General features: G+C 69.7%; 21 protein-coding genes. 11 read left to right on the top strand and 10 right to left on the bottom strand.

Translation table 11 applies throughout. The annotated features are described in order from the left end of the window. Positions 1–53 precede the first annotated feature (53 nt). The 8 genes from AC0QSG_RS01730 to AC0QSG_RS01695 all read left to right on the top strand — a co-directional run bounded on the left by AC0QSG_RS01730 (position 54) and on the right by AC0QSG_RS01695 (position 9,269). Positions 54–1,451: a DUF6421 family protein gene (locus tag AC0QSG_RS01730; RefSeq protein ID WP_475376454.1), complete on the top strand. Its 1,398-nt coding sequence runs from the start codon at positions 54–56 to the stop codon at positions 1,449–1,451. Next, positions 1,448–2,224: an SDR family NAD(P)-dependent oxidoreductase gene (locus AC0QSG_RS01725; RefSeq protein WP_475376453.1), complete on the top strand. Its 777-nt coding sequence runs from the start codon at positions 1,448–1,450 to the stop codon at positions 2,222–2,224. Before AC0QSG_RS01730 ends, AC0QSG_RS01725 begins: the two co-directional genes overlap by 4 nt. Before the next feature lie 33 nt (positions 2,225–2,257). Further along, positions 2,258–3,313: a threonine aldolase family protein gene (locus tag AC0QSG_RS01720; RefSeq protein WP_475376452.1), complete on the top strand. Its 1,056-nt coding sequence runs from the start codon at positions 2,258–2,260 to the stop codon at positions 3,311–3,313. Positions 3,314–3,413: 100 nt separating this feature from the next. After that, a complete protein-coding gene (locus AC0QSG_RS01715) occupies positions 3,414–4,022 on the top strand; it encodes a DUF3000 domain-containing protein (protein ID WP_475377260.1) in 609 nt (202 codons plus the stop codon). Between the two features lie 22 nt (positions 4,023–4,044). Beyond that, positions 4,045–5,307: an HRDC domain-containing protein gene (locus AC0QSG_RS01710; protein ID WP_475376451.1), complete on the top strand. Its 1,263-nt coding sequence runs from the start codon at positions 4,045–4,047 to the stop codon at positions 5,305–5,307. An 84-nt stretch (positions 5,308–5,391) separates the two neighbouring features. After that, entirely contained in the window at positions 5,392–6,633 is a 1,242-nt protein-coding gene (locus tag AC0QSG_RS01705) for a thiolase family protein (protein WP_435725987.1), read from the top strand. A 2-nt stretch (positions 6,634–6,635) separates the two neighbouring features. Then, positions 6,636–8,771, top strand: a complete 2,136-nt coding sequence (locus AC0QSG_RS01700) for a 3-hydroxyacyl-CoA dehydrogenase NAD-binding domain-containing protein (RefSeq protein WP_475376450.1) — start codon at positions 6,636–6,638, stop codon at positions 8,769–8,771. A gap of 63 nt (positions 8,772–8,834) precedes the next feature. Beyond that, a complete protein-coding gene (locus tag AC0QSG_RS01695) occupies positions 8,835–9,269 on the top strand; it encodes a Rieske (2Fe-2S) protein (protein WP_435725985.1) in 435 nt (144 codons plus the stop codon). On the opposite strand, the gene AC0QSG_RS01690 is transcribed toward AC0QSG_RS01695, so the two are convergent. From AC0QSG_RS01690 to AC0QSG_RS01645, 10 genes are all read right to left on the bottom strand, one after another. Beyond that, complete coding sequence (locus tag AC0QSG_RS01690) at positions 9,260–10,717, bottom strand: ABC transporter ATP-binding protein (RefSeq protein ID WP_475376449.1); 1,458 nt, start codon at positions 10,715–10,717, stop codon at positions 9,260–9,262. The genes AC0QSG_RS01695 and AC0QSG_RS01690 overlap by 10 nt on opposite strands. After that, positions 10,714–11,472, bottom strand: a complete 759-nt coding sequence (locus AC0QSG_RS01685; protein WP_475376448.1) for an energy-coupling factor transporter transmembrane component T family protein — start codon at positions 11,470–11,472, stop codon at positions 10,714–10,716. Before AC0QSG_RS01685 ends, AC0QSG_RS01690 begins: the two co-directional genes overlap by 4 nt. A gap of 8 nt (positions 11,473–11,480) precedes the next feature. Further along, on the bottom strand, positions 11,481–12,290 hold the full coding sequence (locus tag AC0QSG_RS01680) for an ECF transporter S component (RefSeq protein WP_475376447.1): 810 nt from the start codon (positions 12,288–12,290) through the stop codon (positions 11,481–11,483). A gap of 135 nt (positions 12,291–12,425) precedes the next feature. Then, positions 12,426–13,532 (bottom strand): nucleoside hydrolase, encoded by a 1,107-nt coding sequence (locus AC0QSG_RS01675; RefSeq protein WP_475376446.1) that lies wholly within the window; start codon positions 13,530–13,532, stop codon positions 12,426–12,428. A gap of 3 nt (positions 13,533–13,535) precedes the next feature. Then, entirely contained in the window at positions 13,536–14,510 is a 975-nt protein-coding gene (locus AC0QSG_RS01670; protein ID WP_475377259.1) for an aldo/keto reductase, read from the bottom strand. Between the two features lie 145 nt (positions 14,511–14,655). Beyond that, on the bottom strand, positions 14,656–15,228 hold the full coding sequence (locus tag AC0QSG_RS01665) for a hypothetical protein (RefSeq protein ID WP_475376445.1): 573 nt from the start codon (positions 15,226–15,228) through the stop codon (positions 14,656–14,658). 53 nt (positions 15,229–15,281) lie between these two features. Further along, positions 15,282–15,875: a DUF402 domain-containing protein gene (locus AC0QSG_RS01660; protein WP_435725979.1), complete on the bottom strand. Its 594-nt coding sequence runs from the start codon at positions 15,873–15,875 to the stop codon at positions 15,282–15,284. Next, positions 15,872–17,836, bottom strand: a complete 1,965-nt coding sequence (gene dxs, locus AC0QSG_RS01655) for a 1-deoxy-D-xylulose-5-phosphate synthase (RefSeq protein WP_475376444.1) — start codon at positions 17,834–17,836, stop codon at positions 15,872–15,874. The genes AC0QSG_RS01660 and dxs overlap by 4 nt, the downstream gene beginning before the upstream one ends. 96 nt (positions 17,837–17,932) lie before the next feature. Further along, a complete protein-coding gene (locus AC0QSG_RS01650) occupies positions 17,933–19,321 on the bottom strand; it encodes an MFS transporter (protein WP_475376443.1) in 1,389 nt (462 codons plus the stop codon). 59 nt (positions 19,322–19,380) lie between these two features. Continuing rightward, positions 19,381–20,175 carry an IclR family transcriptional regulator gene (locus AC0QSG_RS01645; protein ID WP_475376442.1) on the bottom strand — a complete coding sequence of 265 codons (795 nt, stop codon included), beginning with the start codon at positions 20,173–20,175 and terminating at the stop codon, positions 19,381–19,383. A 145-nt stretch (positions 20,176–20,320) separates the two neighbouring features. On the opposite strand from AC0QSG_RS01645, the gene AC0QSG_RS01640 reads away from it, so the two are divergent. From AC0QSG_RS01640 to AC0QSG_RS01630, 3 genes are read left to right on the top strand one after another with little or no spacing between them, the layout of a single operon-like run. After that, positions 20,321–21,025 carry a CoA transferase subunit A gene (locus tag AC0QSG_RS01640; RefSeq protein WP_475376441.1) on the top strand — a complete coding sequence of 235 codons (705 nt, stop codon included), beginning with the start codon at positions 20,321–20,323 and terminating at the stop codon, positions 21,023–21,025. Positions 21,026–21,029: 4 nt separating this feature from the next. Beyond that, the gene (locus tag AC0QSG_RS01635; protein ID WP_435725974.1) at positions 21,030–21,680 is read left to right on the top strand and encodes a CoA transferase subunit B; all 651 of its coding nucleotides are present in this window, start codon (positions 21,030–21,032) and stop codon (positions 21,678–21,680) included. Then, a complete protein-coding gene (locus AC0QSG_RS01630; protein ID WP_435725973.1) occupies positions 21,677–22,846 on the top strand; it encodes an acetyl-CoA C-acyltransferase in 1,170 nt (389 codons plus the stop codon). The genes AC0QSG_RS01635 and AC0QSG_RS01630 overlap by 4 nt, the downstream gene beginning before the upstream one ends. Positions 22,847–22,913 lie beyond the last annotated feature (67 nt).

The following is a 22,913-nucleotide window of genomic DNA, read 5'->3' as shown; positions in this document are numbered from 1 at the left end:
ACCCAGTAGCCGCCGTTCCCCGAACGGCATCCCCGGAAAGAAGGTGCACCGTCATGACCCAGACCGCCATCGCCGCAGCGGCCACGGATTCCGCCGCCCTGGTCTCCCACCCCAGCTGGCTGGCGCTCAAGTCCGCGGCCACCCGCTTCCAAACGGTCCAGGCAAAGGACGGCTCTCTGGCCGATCCCGCGGACCTCGCTCTCGCTGCGGGTCTGGCCGACGCGATTGTCGCCGCCATCGGGGACCTAGCCCCGGTCTTCCCCCACGACGCCGAATACCTGGACCTGCTTGCCCGCGACTTCCGGAAATGGTCCGACGGCGGTTTCGGCGTGCCGGACTTCCTCGACTCGCTGGTGGCGTTCCGCCCCCAGTTGCACCGCGTCGACGGACTGCGCCACCTCGTCGTTTTCCCCATGTACACCCAGAACGGATCGTCGAACCGCTACGTGGAGGCCGTTCTGGTGCAGGTCATCTGGCCCGACTTCATCGCGGAGCTGGAGGCAGGCGCCTACTCGAACAAGCTGTTCGTCCCACTGCGTTTCCTCGACTTCACCCCGGGCTACGACACCAATTCCGCGGTCCTCTTCCCGGAATCCGTGTCCCTGCGCGAGACACCGGCCTTCACTTGGGGTGCCATCTTCCAGGACCGCGAGGCCGCCCGCTACCGTCGCGTCGTCGACGCGGCCGCGTCCATTACCCGCCTCGACCTGCCACGGGACGCCGCCGAGCTCCTGACGGACCAGACCCTGGCCGAGGAAACCTTCATCATGTGGGATCTCATCCACGACCGCACCCACATGCGCGGTGACCTGCCCTTCGACCCTTTCATGATCAAGCAGCGGATGCCGTTCTTCCTCTACACACTCGAGGAGCTGCGCTGCGACCTGACGGCGTTCCGTGAGTCCGTGCGCATCGAGGCGGACGAGACGGCCGGGGACGACGCCCGCCGACACGCCAAACTGGTGCAGTACGCCATCATCTTCGACCGCATCTTCCGCTTCGCCATCACCGGCACGCGCGTGCGCAACTACGACGGGCTTGGCGGTCAGCTGCTGTTCGCGTGGATGCACCAGCACCACGTCCTGCACTGGACCGACACCAGGCTCACGATCGACTGGGCCCACGTCCCCGACGTCGTGAGCGCCCTCGGCGAGGCCATCGACCGGCTCTACTGGCGCTCCATCGACCGTCCCAAGCTGGCGCACTGGATCGCCGCCTACGAACTCGTCTCCGGGACGGTGGAGCCGCACCCGGCCTCCGTCTGGGCGCTTGGCAAAGCGGCCCTTCCGTTGACCGAACCGCTGCGCGAGATGACCAACCAGGTCATGGACGACGAATTCCCCCTGTCCATGTTCTACGAGGCTCTGTCCCGGAAAATGCAGCCGGTCATCGAATCCACCGTGGGAATCACGGGCACCGCCGCTCCCCACGAACTAGACTCGGCGGCATGACGGAAGCGCCTGGAACCTCCCGACTGCGCGGCACGACGGTTCTGGTGGCCGGTGCCACCAGTGCCGCCGGAGTCGCGGCCGCCCATGCCCTGCACGACGCCGGAGCGACGGTCCTGGCGGTCGGCACCGATGCCGGGCGCCTGGATGGGCGACTGCCGTTCACCGCCGGACGCCTGGTCTGCGACCTCGCCGACCCACCGGCGGTCTCGCGGCTTGCCGAGGACGTCCACGCCACGCACGGCAGGATCGACGGGCTGGTGCACCTGGTCGGTGGCTGGCGCGGCGGCAAGGGCATCGCAGGGCAGTCCGACGGCGATTGGGACTTCCTGCACCGGAACGTCCTGACCACCCTGCGCAACACCTCGCGAGCCTTCTACGACGACCTTGCGCACTCGCCCCGCGGGCGCCTAGCGATCGTTTCCGCCACGGCCGTGGACCGACCGACCGCCTCCGGGGCCAACTACGCGACGGCCAAGGCAGCGGCGGAGGCGTGGACGCGCGCCGTGGCCGCCGGTTTCAATGCGGCGCAGGCGGGCAAGAGCGCCGAGCCCGTCCCGCAGCACTCCGCCGCGGCGGCCTTCGTCATCAAGGCCTTCGTGGACGAGGCCGCGCGCCGAGAGGAGCCGGACAAGACCTTCGACGGCTTCACGGACGTCGCCGACTTCGGCACCGCCGTCGTGGGCCTGTTCGAGGCCGACGCGGCGCTGGTCAACGGGGCCCGGCTCTCCCTGGTCCCGGAGGAATCCCCCACGGTTCCCCACGCCGAGAACTAGTCCCCACCGCCCGACCCCGAACCAAGGATCAACGTGAGCACCTCCCTGCACGACATCACCACCCGCGGCTTCGCCTCGGACAACTACTCCGGCGTCCACCCGGAAATCCTTCAGGCCCTCGCCAACGCCAACGGCGGCCACCAGATCTCCTATGGCGAGGACGAATACACCGCGCGCCTGCAGGACGTGGTGCGCACCCACTTCGGGGCATCCGCCGAAGCGTTTCCTGTCTTCAACGGCACGGGCGCGAACGTCACCGCCCTGCAATCGCTGCTGCCGCGCTGGGGAGCGGTGGTGTGCGCCCAGACGGCGCACATCAACGTCGACGAGAACGGCGCGCCGGAGCGGGTCGGGGGCATGAAGCTCCTGTCCGTCCCGACCGACGACGGAAAACTGACGCCCGAGCTCATCGACCGCGAGGCCTGGGGGTGGGGCGACGAGCACCGCGCCCAGCCGCTGGCCGTGTCCATCACGCAGTCCACGGAGCTGGGCACGGTCTACTCGGCCGCCGAGATCCGCGCCATCGCAGACCACGCCCACTCGCTGGGCATGCGGCTCCACGTCGACGGTGCCCGGCTGTCCAACGCCGCGGCCGCGCTCGGCGAGCCGCTCGGCGCGTTCACGTCCGACGCCGGCGTCGACATCCTCAGCTTCGGAGGGACCAAAAACGGGCTGATGTTCGGCGAGGCCGTGGTGGTGCTCGACCCCGAGGCATCCACCGGCCTGACGTACCTCCGGAAGATGAACATGCAGCTGTCCTCGAAGATGCGCTTTCTCTCCGCGCAGCTCGTCGCCCTCTACGGCGGAGACCTGTGGCTGCGGTCCGCGTCGCACGCCAACGCCATGGCCGCCCGCCTGCACGCGGCCGTCCGGGACATCGACGGCGTCGATGTCACCCAGCCCGTGCAGTCCAACGCGGTGTTCGCGAAGCTGCCGCGTGCCGTCGCGGACCGGGTGCGCGAGACGTTCCGGTTCTACGATTGGGACGCGTCCAACTCCGAGGTGCGCTGGATGTGCTCGTTCGACACGACCGAGGAGGACGTGGACGCGTTCGTCGACGCCATCCGACGGGAAATGTCCGCGGCCTGAAGCGTTGCCCCGGCGTGCCGCGGGACGGGGCCGCCGCCCGCGTCCTAGACTCGGGAACGTGACCGCACTTGGCGACCTTTCAACGGTTCCGCCGGACTTCATGAACGCCCTCTCCTCGCTTCGGCGGGCGCAGGGCAGATCCGAGGTCCGGCTAGAGGAGATACCCGCACCGTCGCGGCTCGCGCCGTTCGCCGTGGCGCTCTCGGCCGAGGTGTTCGAGCCGGCCGCGGCGTTCGCCCGGCCCCCGCACGGCCCGGCGGCCGCGGCCCTGGCCGATTCCGCCGCGGGCGAGAACGACGACGAGTTGGCGACCGGGCGCTTCATCCTCCTCCACGACCCGGCCGGCTCCGCGGTGTGGCAGGGGAACTTCAGGATCGTCACCTACATCCGCGCCCAGCTGGACGCGGACATGGGCAACGACGCCATGCTCGGGTCCGTCGCGTGGACCTGGCTGGTCGAGGCCCTGGACGACCACGCGGCCGGCCACACCCAGGCCGGCGGGACCGCGACTCGCGTGCTGTCCGAGAGCTTCGGCAGTCTCGGCGAACGCCCCGAGACCATCGACATCGAACTGCGCGCGTCGTGGACGCCGTCCGCGCCGGACGTCACCGCCCACCTCGAGGCGTGGATGGACATGGTGTGCACGTTCGCCGGGCTCCCGCCGCTTCCGCCCGGCGTGACGGCGCTGCCCCGACGCCGCCGCTCGTGAGCCGACTAGACTCATAGGCACCATGACGAGCGCGAACACCGACACCAGCCCAGCCGAAGCCGCCATCGACGAGCCAACGGAGCCAACCGCGGTTCCGCTCACGGAACCGCGGGACGGCGTGCCGCTGGTGATCAACACGCCCTCCGGCCTGGCCCGTGCGGCGGCGGCCATTGCGGCCGGAACGGGGCCCGCCGCGGTGGACGCGGAGCGCGCCTCCGGCTTCCGCTACGGCCAACGCGCCTTCCTCGTGCAGATCCGCCGCGAAGGCGCAGGAACCTGGCTGATCGACCCCGAGCCGTTCGAGGACCTCGGCGTCATCAACGAGGCGCTCTCCGGCGTCGAATGGATCCTCCACGCCTCCACCCAGGACCTGCCGTGCCTGGAGGCGGTCGGGATGCGCCCCGACTCGCTGTTCGACACCGAACTGGCCGCACGGCTGGCGGGCCTGCCGCGCGTGGGGCTCGGCGCCGTCGTCGAAGCGCTCCTCGGCCTGTCGCTGGCCAAGGAGCACTCGGCGGCCGACTGGTCCACCCGCCCGCTCCCCGAACCGTGGCTGCGCTACGCGGCGCTGGACGTCGAGGTCCTCACCGAGCTGCGGGTCGAGCTGATCCGGCTCCTCGAGGACGGGGGGAAGCTCGCGATCGCCCACCAGGAATTCGAGGCCATCCGCTCCGCGGCACCGGCCGCCCCGCGCGTGGATCCGTGGCGCCGAACGTCCGGACTCCACCAGCTGCGCGACCGCCGCCAGTTGGCGGCGGTGCGGGAGCTCTGGCAGGAGCGCGAGTCGCTGGCCGAAAACCGGGACGTCGCCCCCGGGCGCCTCATTCCCGATGCCGCCCTCATCGCCGCGGCCAAGGCCATGCCCACCACCGTCCCGCAGCTACTGAAGACCCCGGGCTTCCACGGGCGTGCCGCCGGCAAGGAGGCACCGCGTTGGTTGCGTTGCCTCCAGCAGGCCCGTGCCGAGGACCAGCTTCCGCCGCTGCACCTGCAGTCGAACTCGCCGCCCCCGCCGCGCACCTGGGCGGACAAGGATCCGGCGGCGGCCCAACGCCTGAACACGGCCAAGCCCCGGGTCGCCCGAGCCGCCGAGTCCCTCGACATGCCGGTGGAGAACCTGCTGACTCCGGACTACCTGCGTCGCCTGTGCTGGCGGCCGCCGTCGCCGGTCGAACCCGAATCCATCGCCGCGGCACTGTCGGACCTCGGCGCCCGGCCGTGGCAGATCGAGATCACCGCGCCGATCCTGACGGTCGCGTTCCTGGACCCCGACCCGTTGCCGTAGCGGGTTGGCGAGCTTGGTTGCACAGGAAGTTACTGCACAGTAACGTATGGGGTGGATCACACCCACCCGCCGAAGGAGCACCCGGTGAACCCCACCCCAACCCGTCCGCTCAACCGTTCGCGCCAGGTCCGCGACGTCGTCTTCGTCGACGGCGTCCGGACACCGTACGGCAGGGCCGGAGAGAAGGGCATCTACCATGGAACGCGCGCCGACGACCTGGTCGTCAAGTGCATCCGCGACTTGATGCGGCGCAACCCGTCCCTGCCCGCCGAGCGCATCGACGAGGTCGCCATCGCCGCCACGACGCAGACAGGCGACCAGGGCCTGACAATTGGCCGGACCGCGGCGCTCCTCGCGGGCCTTCCGCAGAGCGTCCCCGGCTACGCGATCGACCGCATGTGCGCCGGCGCCATGACGGCGGTGACCGCCATGGCCGGTTCGATTGCCTTCGGCGCCTACGACGTCGCCGTCGCCGGCGGCGTGGAGCACATGGGCAACCACCCGATGGGCGAGGGCGCCGATCCGAACCCCCGTTTCCTCTCCGAGCGCCTCGTCGACCCCGCCGCCCTGAACATGGGCAACACGGCCGAGAACCTCCACGACCGCTTCCCCGCAATCACGCGCGAACGCACCGACCGCTACGCGGTGGCCAGCCAGGCCAAGCTGGCCGCCGCGTACGACGCCGGGAGCATCCAGCCGGACCTCGTCCCCGTGGCCGCCCGGCGCCCCGGCGAAGGCTGGCGGGTCCACAGCACGGACGAGCCCCCGCGCCCCGGAACCACCGAGGCGGACCTCTCCGGCCTCCGCACACCGTTCCGCGCGCACGGCCGGGTGACTGCCGGCAACGCGGCGGGCCTCAACGACGGCGCGACGGCGGCGCTGCTGGCGTCCGCCGACGCCGCCGAGGAGCTGGGCCTGCCCGTCAGGATGCGGTTGGTCGCGTACGCGTTCGCCGGCGTCGAACCGCAGGTGATGGGCATCGGTCCCGTCCCTTCCACTCAGAAGGCATTGGCCCAGGCCGGGCTCGGCATCGACGACATCGGACTGTTCGAGATCAACGAGGCGTTCGCCGTGCAGGTGCTGTCCTTCCTGGACCACTTCGGCATCGCCGACGACGATCCCCGCGTCAACCGCTATGGCGGGGCGATCGCCGTCGGACACCCTCTGGCGTCCTCGGGCGTGCGGCTGATGACGCAGCTGGCGCGGCAGTTCGAGCAGGACCCTTCCGTCCGCTTCGGGCTCACCACCATGTGCATCGGCCTCGGCATGGGCGGCACCGTCATCTGGGAGAACCCCCACCACGCAGACTACGGAAAGGACGCCTAGCCATGGCGCAGGAAAACTTCGGGCGCTTCGAGCCGCTCACCGCACTGGTGCCGGACGAGGTCGTCACCCACTCCCTCGTCGCCGACGTCGCGCTCCCGGGCGGACGCACACTGGCCCTCGTCACCCTCGACAACGGCCTGGACCACTCCAAGCCCACCACCCTCGGCCCGCGGACGCTCGTGGAGTTCGGCCAAACGCTGGAGGCCCAGAAGGTCCGCGCCGCGGCCGGGGAGATCGATGCCCTGGCCATCACCGGCAAGCCGTACTTCCTCGTGGCCGGCGCCGACCTGTCCGCCGTCAAGAGCCTGAAGGATCCCGCACATGGCCGCCTGATGGCCGAACTCGGCCACGCCGCCTACGACCTCCTCGCCGATCTGGGCGTGCCCACCTTCGCGTTCATCAACGGCGTGGCGCTCGGCGGCGGGCTCGAGATCGCGCTGGCCGCGAACTACCGGACGGTGTCCACCGGAGCCAACGGCATCGGGTTGCCCGAGGCGTTCATCGGCCTCGTCCCCGGATGGGGCGGCGTCTACCGGCTCCCCCGCCTGATCGGTCCCGAGGCGGCCCTGACCGTCATGATCGAGAACCCGCTGAACAACAACCGCTCCCTCAACGGTCCCGCCGCGTTCAAACTCGGCATCGCCGATGCCCTGTTCGAACCGGCCGACTTCGTGGAGCGCTCCGTCGCCTGGGCCGCTTCCGTGCTCGACGGAAGCACCGACGTCGCGCGGGCCAACGCCGCGGATCCGGCGTCGGATCCCGCAGTCGCCGCACGGTGGGACGCCGCCGCCGCCAAGGCGCGGGCGTTCGTGGACGCGAAGACCTCCAACGCGGCTCCGGCACCGGCGAAGGTACTCGAGGTCTTCGAGGCCGGCAAGACGATCACCCACCGCGAGTCCGCCGAGCTCGAATGCCGGGCATTGGCGGACCTCATGCAGACTCCGCAGTTCCACGACACCGTCTACGCGTTCCTGGACCTGGTCCAGAAGCGTTCGAAGCGGCCCGCCGGCGCGCCGGACCGCAAACTGGCGCGGCCGGTGGGCAAGATCGGCGTCGTCGGCGCGGGCCTGATGGCGGGGCAGTTCGCCCTGTTGTTCGCCAAGGCGCTCAAGGTGCCCGTGGTCATCACGGACATCGACCAGGCACGCGTGGACCGCGGGCTGGCGTACATCCACGGCGAGGTGGACAAGCTGCTGGCGAAGAAGCGCGTCTCCCCCGACGCCGCCAACCGCACCAAGGCCCTCGTCACCGGGTCCGTGGAGAAGTCCGCGTTCGCGGATGCGGACCTGGTGATCGAGGCGGTCTTCGAGGAACTCTCGGTCAAAAAGCAGGTGTTCGCGGAGGTCGAAGCCGTGGTTTCGCCCGAGTGCATCCTCGCGACCAACACCTCCTCGCTTTCCGTGACGGAGATGGCAGCGGACCTGGCGCATCCCGAACGGGTCGTCGGCTTCCACTTCTTCAACCCGGTCGCCGTGATGCCGCTGATCGAGATCGTCCGGGCGCCCAAGACGGACGACGCCGTCCTCGCCACCGCCTTCGCGCTGGCCAAGGAGCTGAAGAAGACGGGGGTGCTCGTCAAGGACGCCCCCGCCTTCGTGGTGAACCGCATCCTGCTGCGTTTGATGGGCGAGGTGTCCAACGCCTTCGACGACGGCACGCCGGCGGACATCGCGGACAGCGCGCTGCGGCCCATGGGCCTGCCGATGACGCCGTTCCACCTCCTGGCGATGGTCGGCGTCCCCGTGGCGCAGCACGTCATGGAATCCCTGAACGGGGCGTTCGGCGAGCGCTTCCGCGTCTCGGCGAACCAGCAAAAACTCATCGACAACGGCATCACATCACTGTGGGAGAAGAAGGACGACGGCTCCGTCGCCATCCCCGCGCCCACGCTCGGTGTCCTCTCCTTCGGGGATTCGCCCAGCACCTCTGAGGAACTGCTGCGGCGCACGCAGGATGCCTTGGCCGAGGAGATCGGACTCATGTTGGCCGAGGGCGTGGTTGCGGGGCCGGAGGACATCGACCTGTGTATGGTCATGGGTGCGGGCTGGCCCATGCACCTGGGCGGGATCACGCCCTACCTCGATCGCGTCGGGGCCTCGGAGCGGGTCAACGGCCGCAGGTTCCACCCCGCCGCTTGAGCGCGCGCAACTTAGTGGTGCTTCGCGCTTCACAAAACGCCCGGCCGTGGATCAAGATGGGGCATGAATGAAATCACGGCCGGGCGCCCGGCGAGAAGGATAGTCCTCGGCTCGTCCCTGGCCGTCGGGGCCACGTGCGCGCTGGCCGCCTGCGGCGGGGGCGGTGGCTCCGCCTCGAGCGAGGCCCCGTCCGCAACCGGCGAGGGCACGGAGGCCGCGACCACGGAGGAACTGCAGGTCGGCGGCAGCATGTCCGTGGACCTCGACGGCAAGAACTACCTGCTGCACCGGCCGGACGAGGCGACCGTCCTCGCCTACAGTTCGGTGTGCACCCACGAGGGGTGCCAGGTGGGCATCGGTGCCGAGAACTTCTCCTGCCCGTGCCACGGCTCCGAGTTCGCCATGGCCGACGGCGCACGCGTGGCCGGACCCGCCAAGGACCCGCTGGCGCGCTACGCCGCGGAAATCGACGGCGACAAGGTCATCGTCTACCTGTAGGCGGCGTCAAGGCGGTGGACGCGGTGCGCCATAGAGGCCGTGAAGGCCTCGTCGTGGGTGGCGACGACCACCGCGCCCCCGCGTTCCAGCACGGTTTCAATGGCCGCGTTCAGCCGGGCCACGCCCGGCGTGTCCAAAGCCTCGGTCGGCTCGTCGAGCAACAGCACCGCGGGCTCGTGCACCAGCACCGCGGCCAGGGCGACGAGCCTCCGGGCCGAAGCGGGCAGCTCGTAGGGGTGCGTCTCGGCCGCGTGTTCCAATCCGAGGCGCGCCAGGACCTCCGGGACACGTTCCGCCGCCGCGCCCCGCCGGGAGAGCCCGAACGCAACCTCCCGGCGGACTGTCCGTTCGAACAGCTGGTCGGACGGATTCTGCAGGAGCAGGCCCGCGGTATTCCCGGCGCGGCTGCGTTTTGGTCCGCACACGTCCGCCCCCGCCAGGAGGATCCGGCCGCCTTCCGGGCGCAACAGGCCGGCGGCCGCCTTGAGTATCGTGCTTTTCCCCGCCCCGTTCGCCCCCACCAGGGCAAGACACTCTCCCGCATCGACCCGCAGGTCCAGCCCGCTGACCACGGGTTCCGGGGCGCCCGGATAGCGCAGCCGCACGCCGGCGAACTCGAGCCCGGTCCCCGCGGCTTCGCGCACCGGGCGGCGCGGCTCCGACGCCGACGGAGAAGCCGACGGCGTCGGAACCGAGGCGCCGGCGTCGGTCCGTCCCGGCGGGTACCCAGGGTATCCGCCCAGCGACACCACATGGTCCGCGCCCGAGCCCAACCCTCCCGGCGAACGGGTCAACAGGACGATCGCGGTGCCCCCGGCCCGAAGGCGTGCCACCAGGGCGGAGACCTCGGCGGCGGCCGTACCGTCGAGGCCGGCCAGCGGTTCGTCCAAGACCAGCACCCGCGATCCGGAAAGGGCGAGTGCGGCCAGTGCCACGAGACGCTCCTGGCCCCCGGAAAGACGTTCGGGGTCCCGCCGCAGCAGCGTCCGCGCTCCGAGCCGGTCCGCCACCTCGGAGACCCGAAGCCGCATTTCGGTGCGGGGAACCCCCGCGTTCTCCAGCCCGAAGGCGAGTTCCTCCTCCACCGTCTCGCGCACGCCGGACAGGTAGTGGCCGGCGTCCTGCGGCAGCATCCCCACGTGGCCGGCCCATCCGGAGACGTCGATGCGGAGGCTGCTGCCGGCGGTGTGGCGTATTCGCTGCCCTCCGAGGGAGATCGTCGCCTCCAATTCGTCGCCGTCGTGCCGCGGCAGCATCCCGGCGAGCACCGCGCCGAGCGTCGACTTGCCGGACCCGGAACCGCCGACGACGGCCGTCAGCGAACCGGGCGCCAGATTCATGGAGAGAGCTGAGAGCGCATCCTTCGGCGCGCCCGAATACCTGAACCGCTCCAGCTCGAGCTCAAGCACATCGATCCGCCGGTTTCCCTCGTTTCGCGTGGCGCTCATCCGGCACCCGCCCACACGGGGGCGAGGACTGCCGCGGGCCCCAGGACGGCGCACGCGAGTGCGGTGAGGCGGAACCGGCGCTGGCCGGGCGAGTCGGGTACCGTGCGCAGCCGCGTGTGTTCCGCCGCGGCGGGGAAGCCGCGCGCGGCGAGGTGAGGGGCGCGGTCGGCCGCATCCTGCACGGAGGCCAACACCAGCGGGACGGCCCGTAGCCGGACGCGCCGCCACCAGCCAAGGGGTCCGGGTCCGGCTGCGGCCCCGCGCAGGGCCTGGGCCTCGCCAATTGTCCGCTGCTTCTCCGCCATCCGGGGCAGCAGCAACAGGGTGGCGGCCACGAGGTAGCCCAGCTGCGGCGGAGCGGCGGAGAGGTCGACGGCGGCGATCAGATCGTGCCGGTCGATCAGCAGCGTGCACAGCAATCCGGCCACCACGAACACCGCGGTGCGCAGTCCGAGCTGCAGGACGACCTCGAGTCCTTCGGCGGTGATCCGCAGCGGTCCGGCCGCGGCCACGACGTCGCCTGCCGTGCGGTCGCCCAATCCATGGATGAGGAACTGGGAAGCGGAGGCGGGTAGGACGATGGCGGCGGCAAGCCCCACCAGACGCAGTGCCCGGCGGGCCCACGCGGCGAGCAGCAGGCTGACGAGCAGCACCGCGCAGCTGAGCCACCAGCGGCCGGCTGCCGTGGTGGTGGCCACGACCGCCACGGCCAGCGCCAACACGGTGAACGGATGCAGCGGCAGGGCGCGGTGCACGGTTCGTCCTAGTTGGCGCCGCGCCGCCCGAGCACCCGGTGGCGGCGGACGAAAGCGAAACCGCCGGTGAGGCGGCCGGGCAGGGCGTAGACCAGCAGCGCGGCGAGCAGGAACACAATAGCCTTGTCGCCGGGATCGGAGATGAGGGCCTGCTTGGTCACGGCCGAGAGCAGCGAGTCGCCCATGGAGCGGAACGCGGCCACCAGGGCGCCGGTGCCGACACCCGAGGTACCACCGAAGACGAACGCGGCGACGGGGGCGGACACGATGCCGACGAGGATCCCGGCGCCGAGGCCGGCCACGGGGGCCAGATAGGGGCGGCGCAAAGCGCCGAACCGGGCTGCGGTGCCGGCCAGGAAGCCGACGAGCGCGGCGCCGGCCGCGAACGGCAGCACCGTGGGATTGAACAGGGACCAGACGAGCGTTCCCAGCACGCCGGTCGCGGCGCCCGCGCGGCGACCGGCGAGGAAACCAACCAGGACGGTGCCGAGCGAGTCTAGGTACAGCGGAACCATGACGGAGCCGACGAACTGGCCCAGCACGATGTTCAGCGCGAGCGCCACCGGGATGAGCGTCAGGGTGGATACCGGCAATTCGGGCAGCACGGCGGCCAACAGCAGGACGGCGGCGGCCAGGTAGGCGGCGAAGGTGGCGAGGGCGACCCCCTGGCCGATTCCGTCGACCAGGCCCGCCGGCTGCGTGGCGACCAGGGTGGCGTAGGTGCCGGCGAGCAGGAGGCCTCCCGCGGCGGCGAGGATCCGCGCTCGCAGCGGATGGCCGGTGGCGGCGACGTCGGGCAGGATCAGATTCGGTGACATGGGGTTCGTTCCTCGGGTGCGGGTGCGGCGGGAGCGACGGCGGTACCGGGACGGTGCGGCGCGCCGCCGTAGCCGGGCCTATGTCACCTTGGCCCGGTGAACGATTCTATCCGACGCCGAACGCCGGTCGAGCGCTCACGGCGCTTCGCGTAGGCTCCGAACCAGTGTGCCCAGCCGATCGACGAGTTCGGCGAAGCCCGCCGTCGGATCGTTCCAGGACACGACGTGGGCGTTCGCGTCGCGGCCCCAGAGCGAGCGGAAATCGGCCACGGTGGTTCCGGCCAGCAGGGGGGACTCGGTCTCGACGTCCACGCTGGCCGGGCGGGTGCGGTATTCGAGGGTGCCAACGGCGATCCCGGCGGCGCAGAAATCGTGCACGTGGGCGACGTAGCCCTGGTCGTGGTGCCGGTGGAATTCGAAGTAGAAACGAAGAGCGTCGGACAGGTACCGCACCAGCGGGTCCGCGGCCTTGCTCCGGGTCCCCTCCGGGTCGACGGCCAGGACGTTCTCCGGCTCGGGGCAGCCGGCGGCCGCGGTCAGGTCCGTGATCAAGCCGGGCTGCATCTCGAAGCGTTCGGTGGTGTCCAACGAGCACACGATCGGCAGCCGGTCCGCCTCGAGTCCGGCTTTGGCGGCCGCCGCGTAGGCGGCGTACACCTCCGCGGCCGCGTGCGGGTCCACGTGGGTGTTCCATTCGGCCGTCGGCGTGGTGTTTCCCTGGTGGTAGAAGCTGCCGCCCATGACGACCACCCGGCGCAACAACCACGGCAGCCTCGGTTCGCGGCGCAAGGCGAGGGCGAAGTTCGTCAGCGGGGCCGTGAGCAGAGCCGTCAGCTCCCCGGGGTGGGCGTGCGCGGCCTCGATCCAGTACCCGGCCGCGTCCAGATCCACGGCGGATGCGCCGCCCGGCAATGGATCGGCGGCCGGGCCGACCCCGCGGGCGGGATCCGGTTCCGGAAGCGTGGCGTAGCCGACCCCCTGCGGACCGTGGGTCTCCGGCGTCGTGGTCAGCGGCAGCCGCAGGGGGGCGCGCGCCCCGATGAGAACCGGCACGTCCGGCCTGCCGCACAACGCGAGCAGTGCCCGGTTGTTGGCGGCCACCTGCTCGGCAGAGACGTTTCCCGGCGAGGAAGTGACAGCCACGAGTTCAACGTGCCCGCAGGCGGCGAGGTAGGCCAGCGCGAGCGCGTCGTCGATCCCCGTGTCGTTGTCGAGCAGCAGGCGGACCCTGGGCAGCGTCATCGGTTAGAAGAGCGCGACTTTGGGCACCGCCGGGAAGATCTCCTCGAGTTCGGACAGATCCCCGGCGTCGGGTTTCCAGGCGACCGAGGCGGCGTTCTGGCGTATCTGGTCCGGCGTGGTGGCGCCGGCGATCACCGAGGAAATGGCCGGCAGTGAGGCCAGCCAGGAAAACGCAACCTGCAGTTCGCCCAGTCCGCGCGCGGCGGAGAACTCGCCGAACCGCGCGAGCTGACCGAAATCCGCCCTTTCCAGGAGGTTCTGTCTCGAATGCGTCAGCCGGCTCCCCTCAGGGGCGCTGCCGGAGGAATACTTGCCCGTCAGCAGTCCGTTGGCCAGGGGGAAATACGGCAGGACGCCCAAGCCATAGGCCTCCGCTGCGGGAAGCACTTCGAGTTCCGCGCGCCGGTCCAGCAGGTTGTAGTGGCTCTGGCTGGAGACGAACGGCGTGTATCCGCCCTGCCGGGCCGTGAACTCCGCCTCGGCGATCTGCCAGCCGGCGCGGTTCGAGTGCCCGATGTAGCGCACCTTGCCGGCGCGGACGAGGTCGTCCAATGCCGCCAGCGTCTCCTCGATCGGCGTCAGCGCATCCGGGGTGTGGAACTGGTACAGGTCGATGTAATCCGTGCCGAGCCGGCGCAGCGAGGCCTCCACCGCCGTGGCGATGTAGCGCCGCGAACCGCGTGCGCCGAAGTCCCGGCCGTTGGCACCGGACATGTCCATGCCGAACTTCGTGGCGAGAACAACGTCGTCCCGCCGCCGGCCGAGGGCCTTGCCGAGGCGGATTTCCGACAGCCCAGGTTCCTTCCCGTAGGTGTCCGCCGTATCGAACAGCGTGACACCGGCGTCGATGGCCGCGTGGACCACCGCGTCGGTTCCCTCTTGGGTCTCGGTCGGGGTGCCGGCGCGGCCCAGGTTGTTACAGCCGAGTCCGACGACGGAGACGGCCAGTCCGGAGCCGCCCAGTCTCCGGTATTCCATGTCCCCGGACGAAGGGTGGGCGTCCGGGCCGCCGGGTGCCTTGAGGGAGTCGGTCACGGGATGCCTCTCATGTTCGTTTTCACACGGCGGCGCTGTGCCACCGTGGCCTACCTGCGTCGGCCGGCACCGTGCCGGCCGCTGCCCGCTACGTGAGCGAGAACCTGCCCTTGGCCGGAAGCGGGTGCTTCTGCTTCAGGGAGTCGGGCTCGCCGTGGGGCGCCACCCCGATGGACAGCTTGGTGAAGTCCAGCTGCGCGTCCCGCAGGCACGTCTTGATGGCGGATACCGCCTTGGACGGCTCAGGCGACAGGATCCGGATGTTGAGCTTCCGGGGTGCGAAGTCGGAGGACTCCACGGTGCCCAGCCCGCGCCAGGCCAGATGGCCCCGCAGCACCTCCTCGGCCCGGCGCAACAGGTGCTTGTCCCGGTCCGTGCCCTCGACCGTCTTCAACGCGTACTGCGCCACGACCCAGAACTGGTCCGCGTCCTCGAGCTCGGCGAAACCGTCGTCGGAGCACTGCTCCTCGAAGCCGGCCAGAAGCGCCGCACCGGTCTCCGCGTCGACGTCCTTGGACTCCCGGGTCTTCGACTGGTGCCCCACGGTTCCGTGGTTCAGGACGAATTGGCCGAGTTCCTGGTCCTCGAACTCCTCGTACCAGGCCTCGCGGAACTCGAGGGTCCCCTTGTCGTCCCGGCGGTACATGCGGATGATGGCCATGGTGCTCCTTGATGCTGGTGGTGCTGGATGTCTCGGAAAATCGTGGCGCGTGGCTAGTGCGGGTCGGAAGCGGCACCGGCCGCGGACCTTCCCGCGGCAAGCCATGCGCCGGCGGTCGAATCGAAGGGAGCCGTGCGGTTGCGGACGGATCCAAGCAGAAACTCGGCCTCCGCGCCCATCGCGCCCCGCAGAACCTCCGGATAGCCGAAGGCCACTGCGTGCTCGGCGAACTCGTCCTCGTCGTCGAGGAACACCCCGCGTTCGTTTGAACGAATGACATCGAGGTCCATGTCGATGGAGTTCACCTCCCAACCCGCCGGGCGGAGGGGACGCCAACCAATGCCCGTGGACACGTCGATGTACAACCTGACGTCCCCGGGATGACTCTCGTCGTAGAACGTTGCCACCCAATCCCCGGCATGCGGGAAGAGGCAGACGGCGTCGGACTCGGCCATGAACCCCAACCCGGGACGGGAGACGAACGAGCCCCGCGGCTGGAAGACCCAGTGCCCAAACGAGTCGGCACCGAGGTAGGTACCGGGGACGACCCAGTGCGCACCGCCGTCGTACTTCCAGGCGCGCGCGACGATTGGAGCCCCCGCCTCGATGGCCGGCGGCGTGCGGACCAGATCCCGCGGCAGGCTCACGTCTGCGGAATCTGGCCGGTGGGCAGATCGTGTCCGGGCAGGGGCCGCGCGAACGGCACCTTGGTGCCGAGCACCTGGGCGGTCGTGTCGCGCGCGATCTGCGCGGCCGTGACCCCGACCCGGGCCAGGACCTGGTTGCGGGATCCGTGCTTGAGGAATTCGACCGGGAGACCCACCTCGTTCAGCGCGGTGTCGACGCCCGCGGCGCGCATCTCCTGGCGGATCCGCGACCCGACACCGCCCGCCTTGACACCATCCTCGATGCACACGACGATCCGGTGCCTCGCGGCCAGTCCGATGATCGAGCTCGGAACCGGCAGGACCCACCGCGGATCGACCACCGTGGACGAAATGCCCTGGGAGCGCAGTCGCTCCGAGACCTCCAGTGCCATGCCGGCCATCGACCCGACGGCGACGATCAGCACATCAAGTTCGCCCTCCCCGTGGCGGGCGAGGACGTCGACGCCGTCGTGCAGCCGTTCCGTCGCTTTGATCTCGGCGCCGACGGAGCCCTTCGAAAAGCGCAGGACGGTGGGCGCGTCGTCGACGGCCACGGCCTCCCGCAGTTCCTCGCGAAGCCGGGTGGCGTCACGCGGCGCGGCCAGATGCAGGCCAGGCACCACCTGCAACAGCGAAAGGTCCCACATGCCATGGTGGCTGGGCCCGTCGGGACCGGTGACTCCCGCTCGGTCCAACACCACCGTCACACCGGCCTTGTGGAGCGCGACATCCATCAACAGTTGGTCGAAAGCGCGGTTCAGGAACGTAGCGTAGAGCGCAACCACCGGGTGCAGGCCCCCGAACGCCATGCCGGCCGCGCTCGTCAGTGCGTGCTGCTCGGCGATTCCGACGTCGATGACGCGCGACGGATGGCGTTCGGCCATGGCCTTCAGCCCCACCGGAATGAGCATGGCGCCGGTGATGGCCACGATGTCGGCCCGACGGTCCGCGATGTCCGCGATCTCCTCGCCGAAGACGCTGGTCCAGGACTGCGCGTTGGGACGCTCGACGAGCTCGCCGGTTTCGGGGTCGATCACACCGACCGAGTGGAACTGGTCCGCCTCGTCGGCGCGGGCCGGCGCGTAACCCCGGCCCTTCTCCGTCAGGGTATGGACGATGACCGGACCCTTGTAGCTGCGCGCGAGCTGCAGCGCCTCCTCGACGGCGGCCATGTTGTGGCCGTCGATGGGTCCGATGTATTTCATGCCGAGGTCCTCGAAGAGTCCCTGCGGCGCCCACCAGTCCTTGATGCCCTTCTTGGTGGCATGGAGGCTCTTGTACGCAAAGCGCCCGACCGCCCCGCCCTTCTGCAGGCGATCCTTCCAGAAGTCGAGCGTGCCCTCGTAGACCTCGTGCGTGCGGACCCTGTCCAGCGTCTGCCGCAGTCCGGCCAGCTGGTCCGCGAGCCCGCCGATGGTCGGGGCGTAGGAGCGGCCGTTGTCGTTGACGACGATGACCACGCGCCGGTCCTTGTCTGCGGCGATGTTGTTGATGGCCTCCCAGGCCATGCCCCCGGTGAGGGCGCCGTCCCCGACGACGGCGACGACGTACCGGTCCCCCTCCCCCGCGAGCCGGCGGGCGCGCGAGATGCCATCGGCCCAGGAGAGCGAACTGGACGCGTGCGAGCTCTCGACGACGTCGTGTACGGATTCGGAGCGCTCCGGATAGCCGGCCAGCCCGCCCTCCTGGCGCAGGGTCGAAAAGTCCTGGCGTCCGGTGACGAGCTTGTGGACGTACGACTGGTGGCCGGTATCGAACACCAGCGAATCGTGCGGGGAATCGAACACGCGGTGAATGCCGAGCGTCAGTTCGACGACGCCCAGGTTCGGACCCAGATGGCCGCCGGTGCGTGCCACGTTGGCGATCAGGAAGCCGCGGATCTCCGCGGCCAGTTCCTTCAGCTGCTCCGGCGCCAGCGCGCGGAGGTCGCGGGGCTCGCCGATGGATTCGAGCAGGGACACGAAGCCGTTCCTTTCGCCGGGGCAGGTACCGCTATATCCTACCGGCCACGCGGGTGCACGGGGTGGGACGCGGCCGCGCCGCACGCCGTCGGCTTCCTACGCGGCGGGCGGCGGCGCGGCGTACACCATTGACAACCTGCGGTAGGACCGGGTGAGTAGCGCCGCGAGGCCCAGCAGGATCGACGCGACACCGGACACCAGGAACACCAGCGCGATCCCCCGGGCGTTACCGTCCCCGAGCAGCCAGCCCAACGACTGCCGCCCGGCCGGCGAACCCACGTACGGGATGATCCAGAATTCGGCCAGCGGGGCGACCATGAACGCCGTGACCGGTGCGGCGGCCGCCTCGAACGTCATGGCGAATCCGAAGACCCTCCCCTGGGTGGCGTACGGGACGACCTTCTGGATAACGGTCTGCTCCGCCGCTTCCACCGCCGGTATGATCATCATGAAAATCCACATGCCGATGGCGAAGAGCCACCACCACTCGCGCAGCGTGAACGTGGCTCCGAGCACGCCGGTGCACGCGACCAGCACCAACATGGTGCGGATCGGATTCCGGCCGAGCCCGAATTTCGCCACCAGGCCCCCGCCGATCAGGAATCCCGTGGCCGTGACACCGAGGACCACGCCCCAGATCTCGACGGGAAAGATGGTCAGGCCGTACGGATCCATGAGCGCCATGAAGACCCCGCCGGTGAGGTTGTTGAACGTGGTGAACAGGATCAGGGCGAACAGCCCCTGCGTGGCTCGGACGGCCGCGATTCCGGCACGCAACTCGGCGAAGCTTTCCCGTTCGGCCGAACGCACGATGCTGGGTTCGGGAATCCTGAGCGCCAGGAGGTGCCCCAGCACCGCGGCGCAGGCCACCAGGGCGATGACGATGGTCCCGCCCATGCCGATCAAGCCGATGGCCAGCCCGCTGAAGACCGAGGTGACCATGAAGGCAAGCCCCTGCACCGTGCCCACCAAACCGTTGGCGTTGGCACGGCGGTCCGGCGGCACCAGCAGCGTCACGGTCGTGGACAGCGCGATGTTGCGCAGCTGTTCGAACACCGCCCCGATGAGAACCACCAGGGCAAACATCCAGAACCAGATGCCGGTCAGGTCCAGCAACCTGGATTCGGGTATCAGCAGGAACATCAGTCCGGACACGGCGAAGCACGCCACGGTGAAGACCGTGGAGCCCACCATCACCGCGTGCTTGCGGTAGCGGTCCACGAGTACGCCGAACAAGAGCCCGAAGAACGCAACCAACAACATGTAGGCCCCGCCGATGAGACCGGTGGCAAGCACCGAGCGGGTCTCCAGGTAGACCCAGAAAGTCAGGGCGAACCACAGGAAACTCGTGGTGCCGTTGGCAAGCGCCGTGTTGACCAGGACGTGCGTAAAGGTGCGGTGCCCCGTTTTAGGTAGGGCCCGGCTCGCGCCGGATTCGCCGCCGTTCGTGCCGAGGTCCGTGGGAGACGTCCCATCCGGAGACATGGGGCGAGCATAATTCCGGCCACGTCGATTCAACAGGGCCGAGCCGTTCGCCGGCGCGGTCATCTGACGGAATGGGCCTGCTCTCCACTGAGTTTCTTGGTGAGCTCGTGCGCATGGTGCAGCAACAGGCGTCCCATTTCCAGGCGTCGGTCGGGCGCGAACCGCGATTCGATTCCGGTCAGGCTGAGGGCCCAGGCCGGTTGGCCCGCCTGGTCGAAGACGGCGGCGCCCATCCCCCAACTCCCCTCCACGATCAATCCTGGGTTTTCCGCCCAGCCCCGTTCGCGCGTCTCCGCGACGCGCCGACGCAGGGAGCGCTGCCCGTGTTCGCTTCCGAACTCGGTGTCCAGGGCGTGGGCAGCGAGGTACCGTTCGGTAGCGCCCTCCGGAAGGAAGGACAGGATCGCCAGCCCAGCAGAGGCCACTCCCAGCGGAAATCGCTTGCCCTCGTGGAGCACGAAGGACCGGATGGGAAACGCACCGTCCTCCCGCAACAGGCATACCGTTTCGTCGCCGCGCCGAACGGAGAGGAAGGCGCTCTCACCGGTCGCGGCCGCGAGGGCGGCGACGTGGCCGCGGGCAATGCCGGTGATGTCGTAGCGCTCGGCGGCAACGGTACCCAAGAGGTACATTTCCGGACCGAGCATCCACAGACCCTCCCGGTGGTCGTGGTCGCAGAATCCCTCTGCGGTCAGCGCGGCCAGGAGGCGGTGCACCGTGGGGCGCGCCAGCCCGGTCGCCACGGCAACCTCACTCGTGGTGGTGCCCCGCGGCATGGCGGTGCCCACGGAGCGCAGGACGGTTGCCAGTCGACCCACAACCTGTGCACCCGGATACGAATCACTCATGTCCATATTATGGACCGAATCGTTCCGCGGGACCATCACTCGATCGATTTGCGTGAGATGCGTCCACTTCGTAGACCAAGTGCCCGCGTCATTGTTACGTTCTTCCCGTGAAGGACAGCGACTCCACATCGTGGACCATCAAGGGAGAATCATGACAACGAAGGTCTTGGAAAACGTCAGTGAGGTCCTGGGTGAGACAGTCCGCGACGGCATGGTCATTGCGGTTGGCGGCTTCGGCCTCAGCGGAATCCCCAGTCGACTCATTGCCGCCCTGCGCGACACCGGCGCCACCGGCCTGACCATCGTCTCGAACAACATGGGCGTGGACGGCAAAGGGCTGGGAATCCTGCTGGAAAACAGGCAAGTCTCCAAGGTCCTGGCCTCCTACGTGGGCGAGAACAAACTCTTCGCACGGCAGTTCCTGAACGGGGAACTCGAGGTGGAGTTCGTTCCCCAAGGCACGCTGGCCGAACGGCTGCGCGCCGGCGGCGCAGGCATTCCCGCCTTCTACACACCCACGGGAGTGGGAACTCCCGTCGCCGACGGCAAGCCGGTGATGGAGTTCGACGGGCGTCAGGCCATCCTGGAACGCGGCATCGTCGCCGACATCTCCCTGGTGCGCGCCCACGAGGCGGATCCAGAGGGGAACCTGCGCTACCGGATGACGGCTCGGAACCTGAACCCGCTCGTCGCGGCCGCGGGCCGCGTCACGTTCGCCGAGGCGGAAATCATCCATCGGGACTATCTGGATCCATCCCTCGTGGACACCCCCGGGATCTTCGTACGGCACGTCGTCGCCACCGACGGCGCCAAGGACATCGAAAAGCGGACCGTGCGCGTCCGTCAGGAGGCATAGGACCATGTGGACCCGCGATGAAATGGCGGCCATCGCCGCCAGCGAACTGACCGACGGCCAATACGTCAACCTGGGCATCGGCATCCCGACCCTGGTGGCCAACAACCTGCCCGAGGGCGTGCGAGTCACGCTGCAAAGCGAAAACGGCCTGTTGGGCATGGGCCCTTTCCCCTACGAGGGCGAGGAGGACGCGGACCTGATCAATGCGGGCAAGCAAACCGTCACCGTGCTGCCCGGTGGAAGCTACTTCGACTCCGCCGCCTCGTTCGGCATGATCCGTGGCGGGCACGTGGCCACCGCGATTCTCGGCGCGCTCCAGGTCGCCGCCAACGGCGATCTGGCGAACTGGACCATTCCCGGGAAACTCGTCAAGGGCATGGGCGGGGCCATGGACCTGGTGGCCGGGACGCCACGCGTCATCGTCATCACCGATCACGTGGCGAAGGATGGGACACCGAAAATCGTGGAACGCTGCGACTTGCCGTTGACCGGCGTTGGAGTGGTGGACCGGATCATCACGGACCGCGCGGTGTTCGACGTGGTCGATTCCGCCCTGGTGCTGCGTGCCGTCGCGCCGGGTACCGCCATCGAAGAACTCAGCGAGTCCACCCGGGCCGCATTCACCGTCGACCTCGAGGAGCAGGAAGCCGCATGAGCGCATTGATCGCCGGGTACGCCCGCACACCCTTCGCACGATTCAACGGGGCCCTGGCCACCGTTTCCGCCACGGAGCTGGGCGCCCATGCCGCGGCGGCCGCCCTCGAACGTGCCGGGATCGGCGCGGAGGAAGTGCAGCGGGTCTTCGCCGGGCAGGTGTTGCAGGCCGGTGCCGGGCAGAATCCGGCCCGGCAATCCGCCGTCGGAGCCGGTATCGATTTGCGCGTTCCGGCGCTGACACTGAATGCCGTCTGCCTCTCCGGCACGGAGGCGGTGGTCGCCGGCGAACGCCTGATCGCCAGCGGCGAGGCCGACGTGGTGGTGGCCATCGGCCAGGAATCCATGTCGCTGGCGCCGCACATCCAGCGGGCTCGGGCCGGTACCCGGTACGGGGCCATCGAGATGATCGACACCCTGGAGTTCGACGGACTCACCGACGCGTTCGAGGCCCGGTCCATGGGCTCGTCCACGGAGGACGGGAACACGGCCATGGGCATCGACCGTGCCGAGCAGGATGGCTTCTCCGCCCGCTCGCACCGCCTGGCAGCGGCCGCCGCGGAATTCCACGCGGCCGAGATCGCGCCGTTCACCATCGCCTCCCGGCGCGGAGACACGCTCGTTTCCCTAGACGACGGCGTTCGTGCCGAGACCACCGTGGAGACCCTGGGCAAGCTCCGTGCGGCGTTCAGCAAGGAAGGCACCATCACGGCGGGCAACGCATCGCAGATCACCGACGGCGCAGCGGCCCTGGTGTTGGTCAGCCGTTCCGCGGCCGAGCGGCTGGGCGTTACGCCCTTGGCCGAGATCGTCTCCCATGCATTCGTCGCCGGCCCGGACGTGCGGTTGCACGAGCAACCGGCCAACGCCATCATCGCCGCCTTGGAGGGGACGGACTTCGCCCCGGGCGATCTGGCCGCCGTCGAAATCAACGAGGCGTTCGCCGCCGTGGGCATCCGCTCCACCGCGAAGCTGGGCATCGACCCGGAGATCGTGAACACCAAGGGCGGCGCGATTTCCATGGGGCATCCGATCGGAGCCTCCGGCGCCCGGATCGTGGGGACGCTGGCTCGCCAGTTGGCGGAGCTCGGCGCCGGGTCCGTGGGTGCCGCCGGCATCTGCGGCGGCGGCGGCCAAGGCAGCGCCGTGGTCCTGCGCGCCCTGTAGCGGAACGATTCCGGGCCGCGAACCAGCGAGCCACGCCCGCTCGTCGGCGGGACCATGAAACACCGCG

Source organism: Arthrobacter sp. LT660, assembly GCF_056172845.1.
Note: the sequence above shows the minus strand (reverse complement) of the source record. Positions and strands in the feature narration are given on the sequence as shown.

Excerpts from the sequence above, each read along its gene's own strand:
- AC0QSG_RS01640 (WP_475376441.1), top strand. The coding sequence starts at position 20,321 with ATGACAACGAAGGTCTTGGAAAACGTCAGTGAGGTCCTGGGTGAGACA.
- AC0QSG_RS01700 (WP_475376450.1), top strand. The coding sequence starts at position 6,636 with ATGGCGCAGGAAAACTTCGGGCGCTTCGAGCCGCTCACCGCACTGGTG.
- AC0QSG_RS01725 (WP_475376453.1), top strand. The coding sequence starts at position 1,448 with ATGACGGAAGCGCCTGGAACCTCCCGACTGCGCGGCACGACGGTTCTG.
- AC0QSG_RS01710 (WP_475376451.1), top strand. The coding sequence starts at position 4,045 with ATGACGAGCGCGAACACCGACACCAGCCCAGCCGAAGCCGCCATCGAC.
- AC0QSG_RS01650 (WP_475376443.1), bottom strand. The coding sequence starts at position 19,321 with ATGTCTCCGGATGGGACGTCTCCCACGGACCTCGGCACGAACGGCGGC.
- AC0QSG_RS01715 (WP_475377260.1), top strand. The coding sequence starts at position 3,414 with ATGAACGCCCTCTCCTCGCTTCGGCGGGCGCAGGGCAGATCCGAGGTC.
- AC0QSG_RS01690 (WP_475376449.1), bottom strand. The coding sequence starts at position 10,717 with ATGAGCGCCACGCGAAACGAGGGAAACCGGCGGATCGATGTGCTTGAG.
- AC0QSG_RS01635 (WP_435725974.1), top strand. The coding sequence starts at position 21,030 with ATGTGGACCCGCGATGAAATGGCGGCCATCGCCGCCAGCGAACTGACC.
- AC0QSG_RS01675 (WP_475376446.1), bottom strand. The coding sequence starts at position 13,532 with ATGACGCTGCCCAGGGTCCGCCTGCTGCTCGACAACGACACGGGGATC.
- AC0QSG_RS01695 (WP_435725985.1), top strand. The coding sequence starts at position 8,835 with ATGAATGAAATCACGGCCGGGCGCCCGGCGAGAAGGATAGTCCTCGGC.
- AC0QSG_RS01670 (WP_475377259.1), bottom strand. The coding sequence starts at position 14,510 with ATGGAATACCGGAGACTGGGCGGCTCCGGACTGGCCGTCTCCGTCGTC.
- AC0QSG_RS01730 (WP_475376454.1), top strand. The coding sequence starts at position 54 with ATGACCCAGACCGCCATCGCCGCAGCGGCCACGGATTCCGCCGCCCTG.
- AC0QSG_RS01665 (WP_475376445.1), bottom strand. The coding sequence starts at position 15,228 with ATGGCCATCATCCGCATGTACCGCCGGGACGACAAGGGGACCCTCGAG.
- AC0QSG_RS01630 (WP_435725973.1), top strand. The coding sequence starts at position 21,677 with ATGAGCGCATTGATCGCCGGGTACGCCCGCACACCCTTCGCACGATTC.
- AC0QSG_RS01645 (WP_475376442.1), bottom strand. The coding sequence starts at position 20,175 with ATGGACATGAGTGATTCGTATCCGGGTGCACAGGTTGTGGGTCGACTG.
- AC0QSG_RS01680 (WP_475376447.1), bottom strand. The coding sequence starts at position 12,290 with ATGTCACCGAATCTGATCCTGCCCGACGTCGCCGCCACCGGCCATCCG.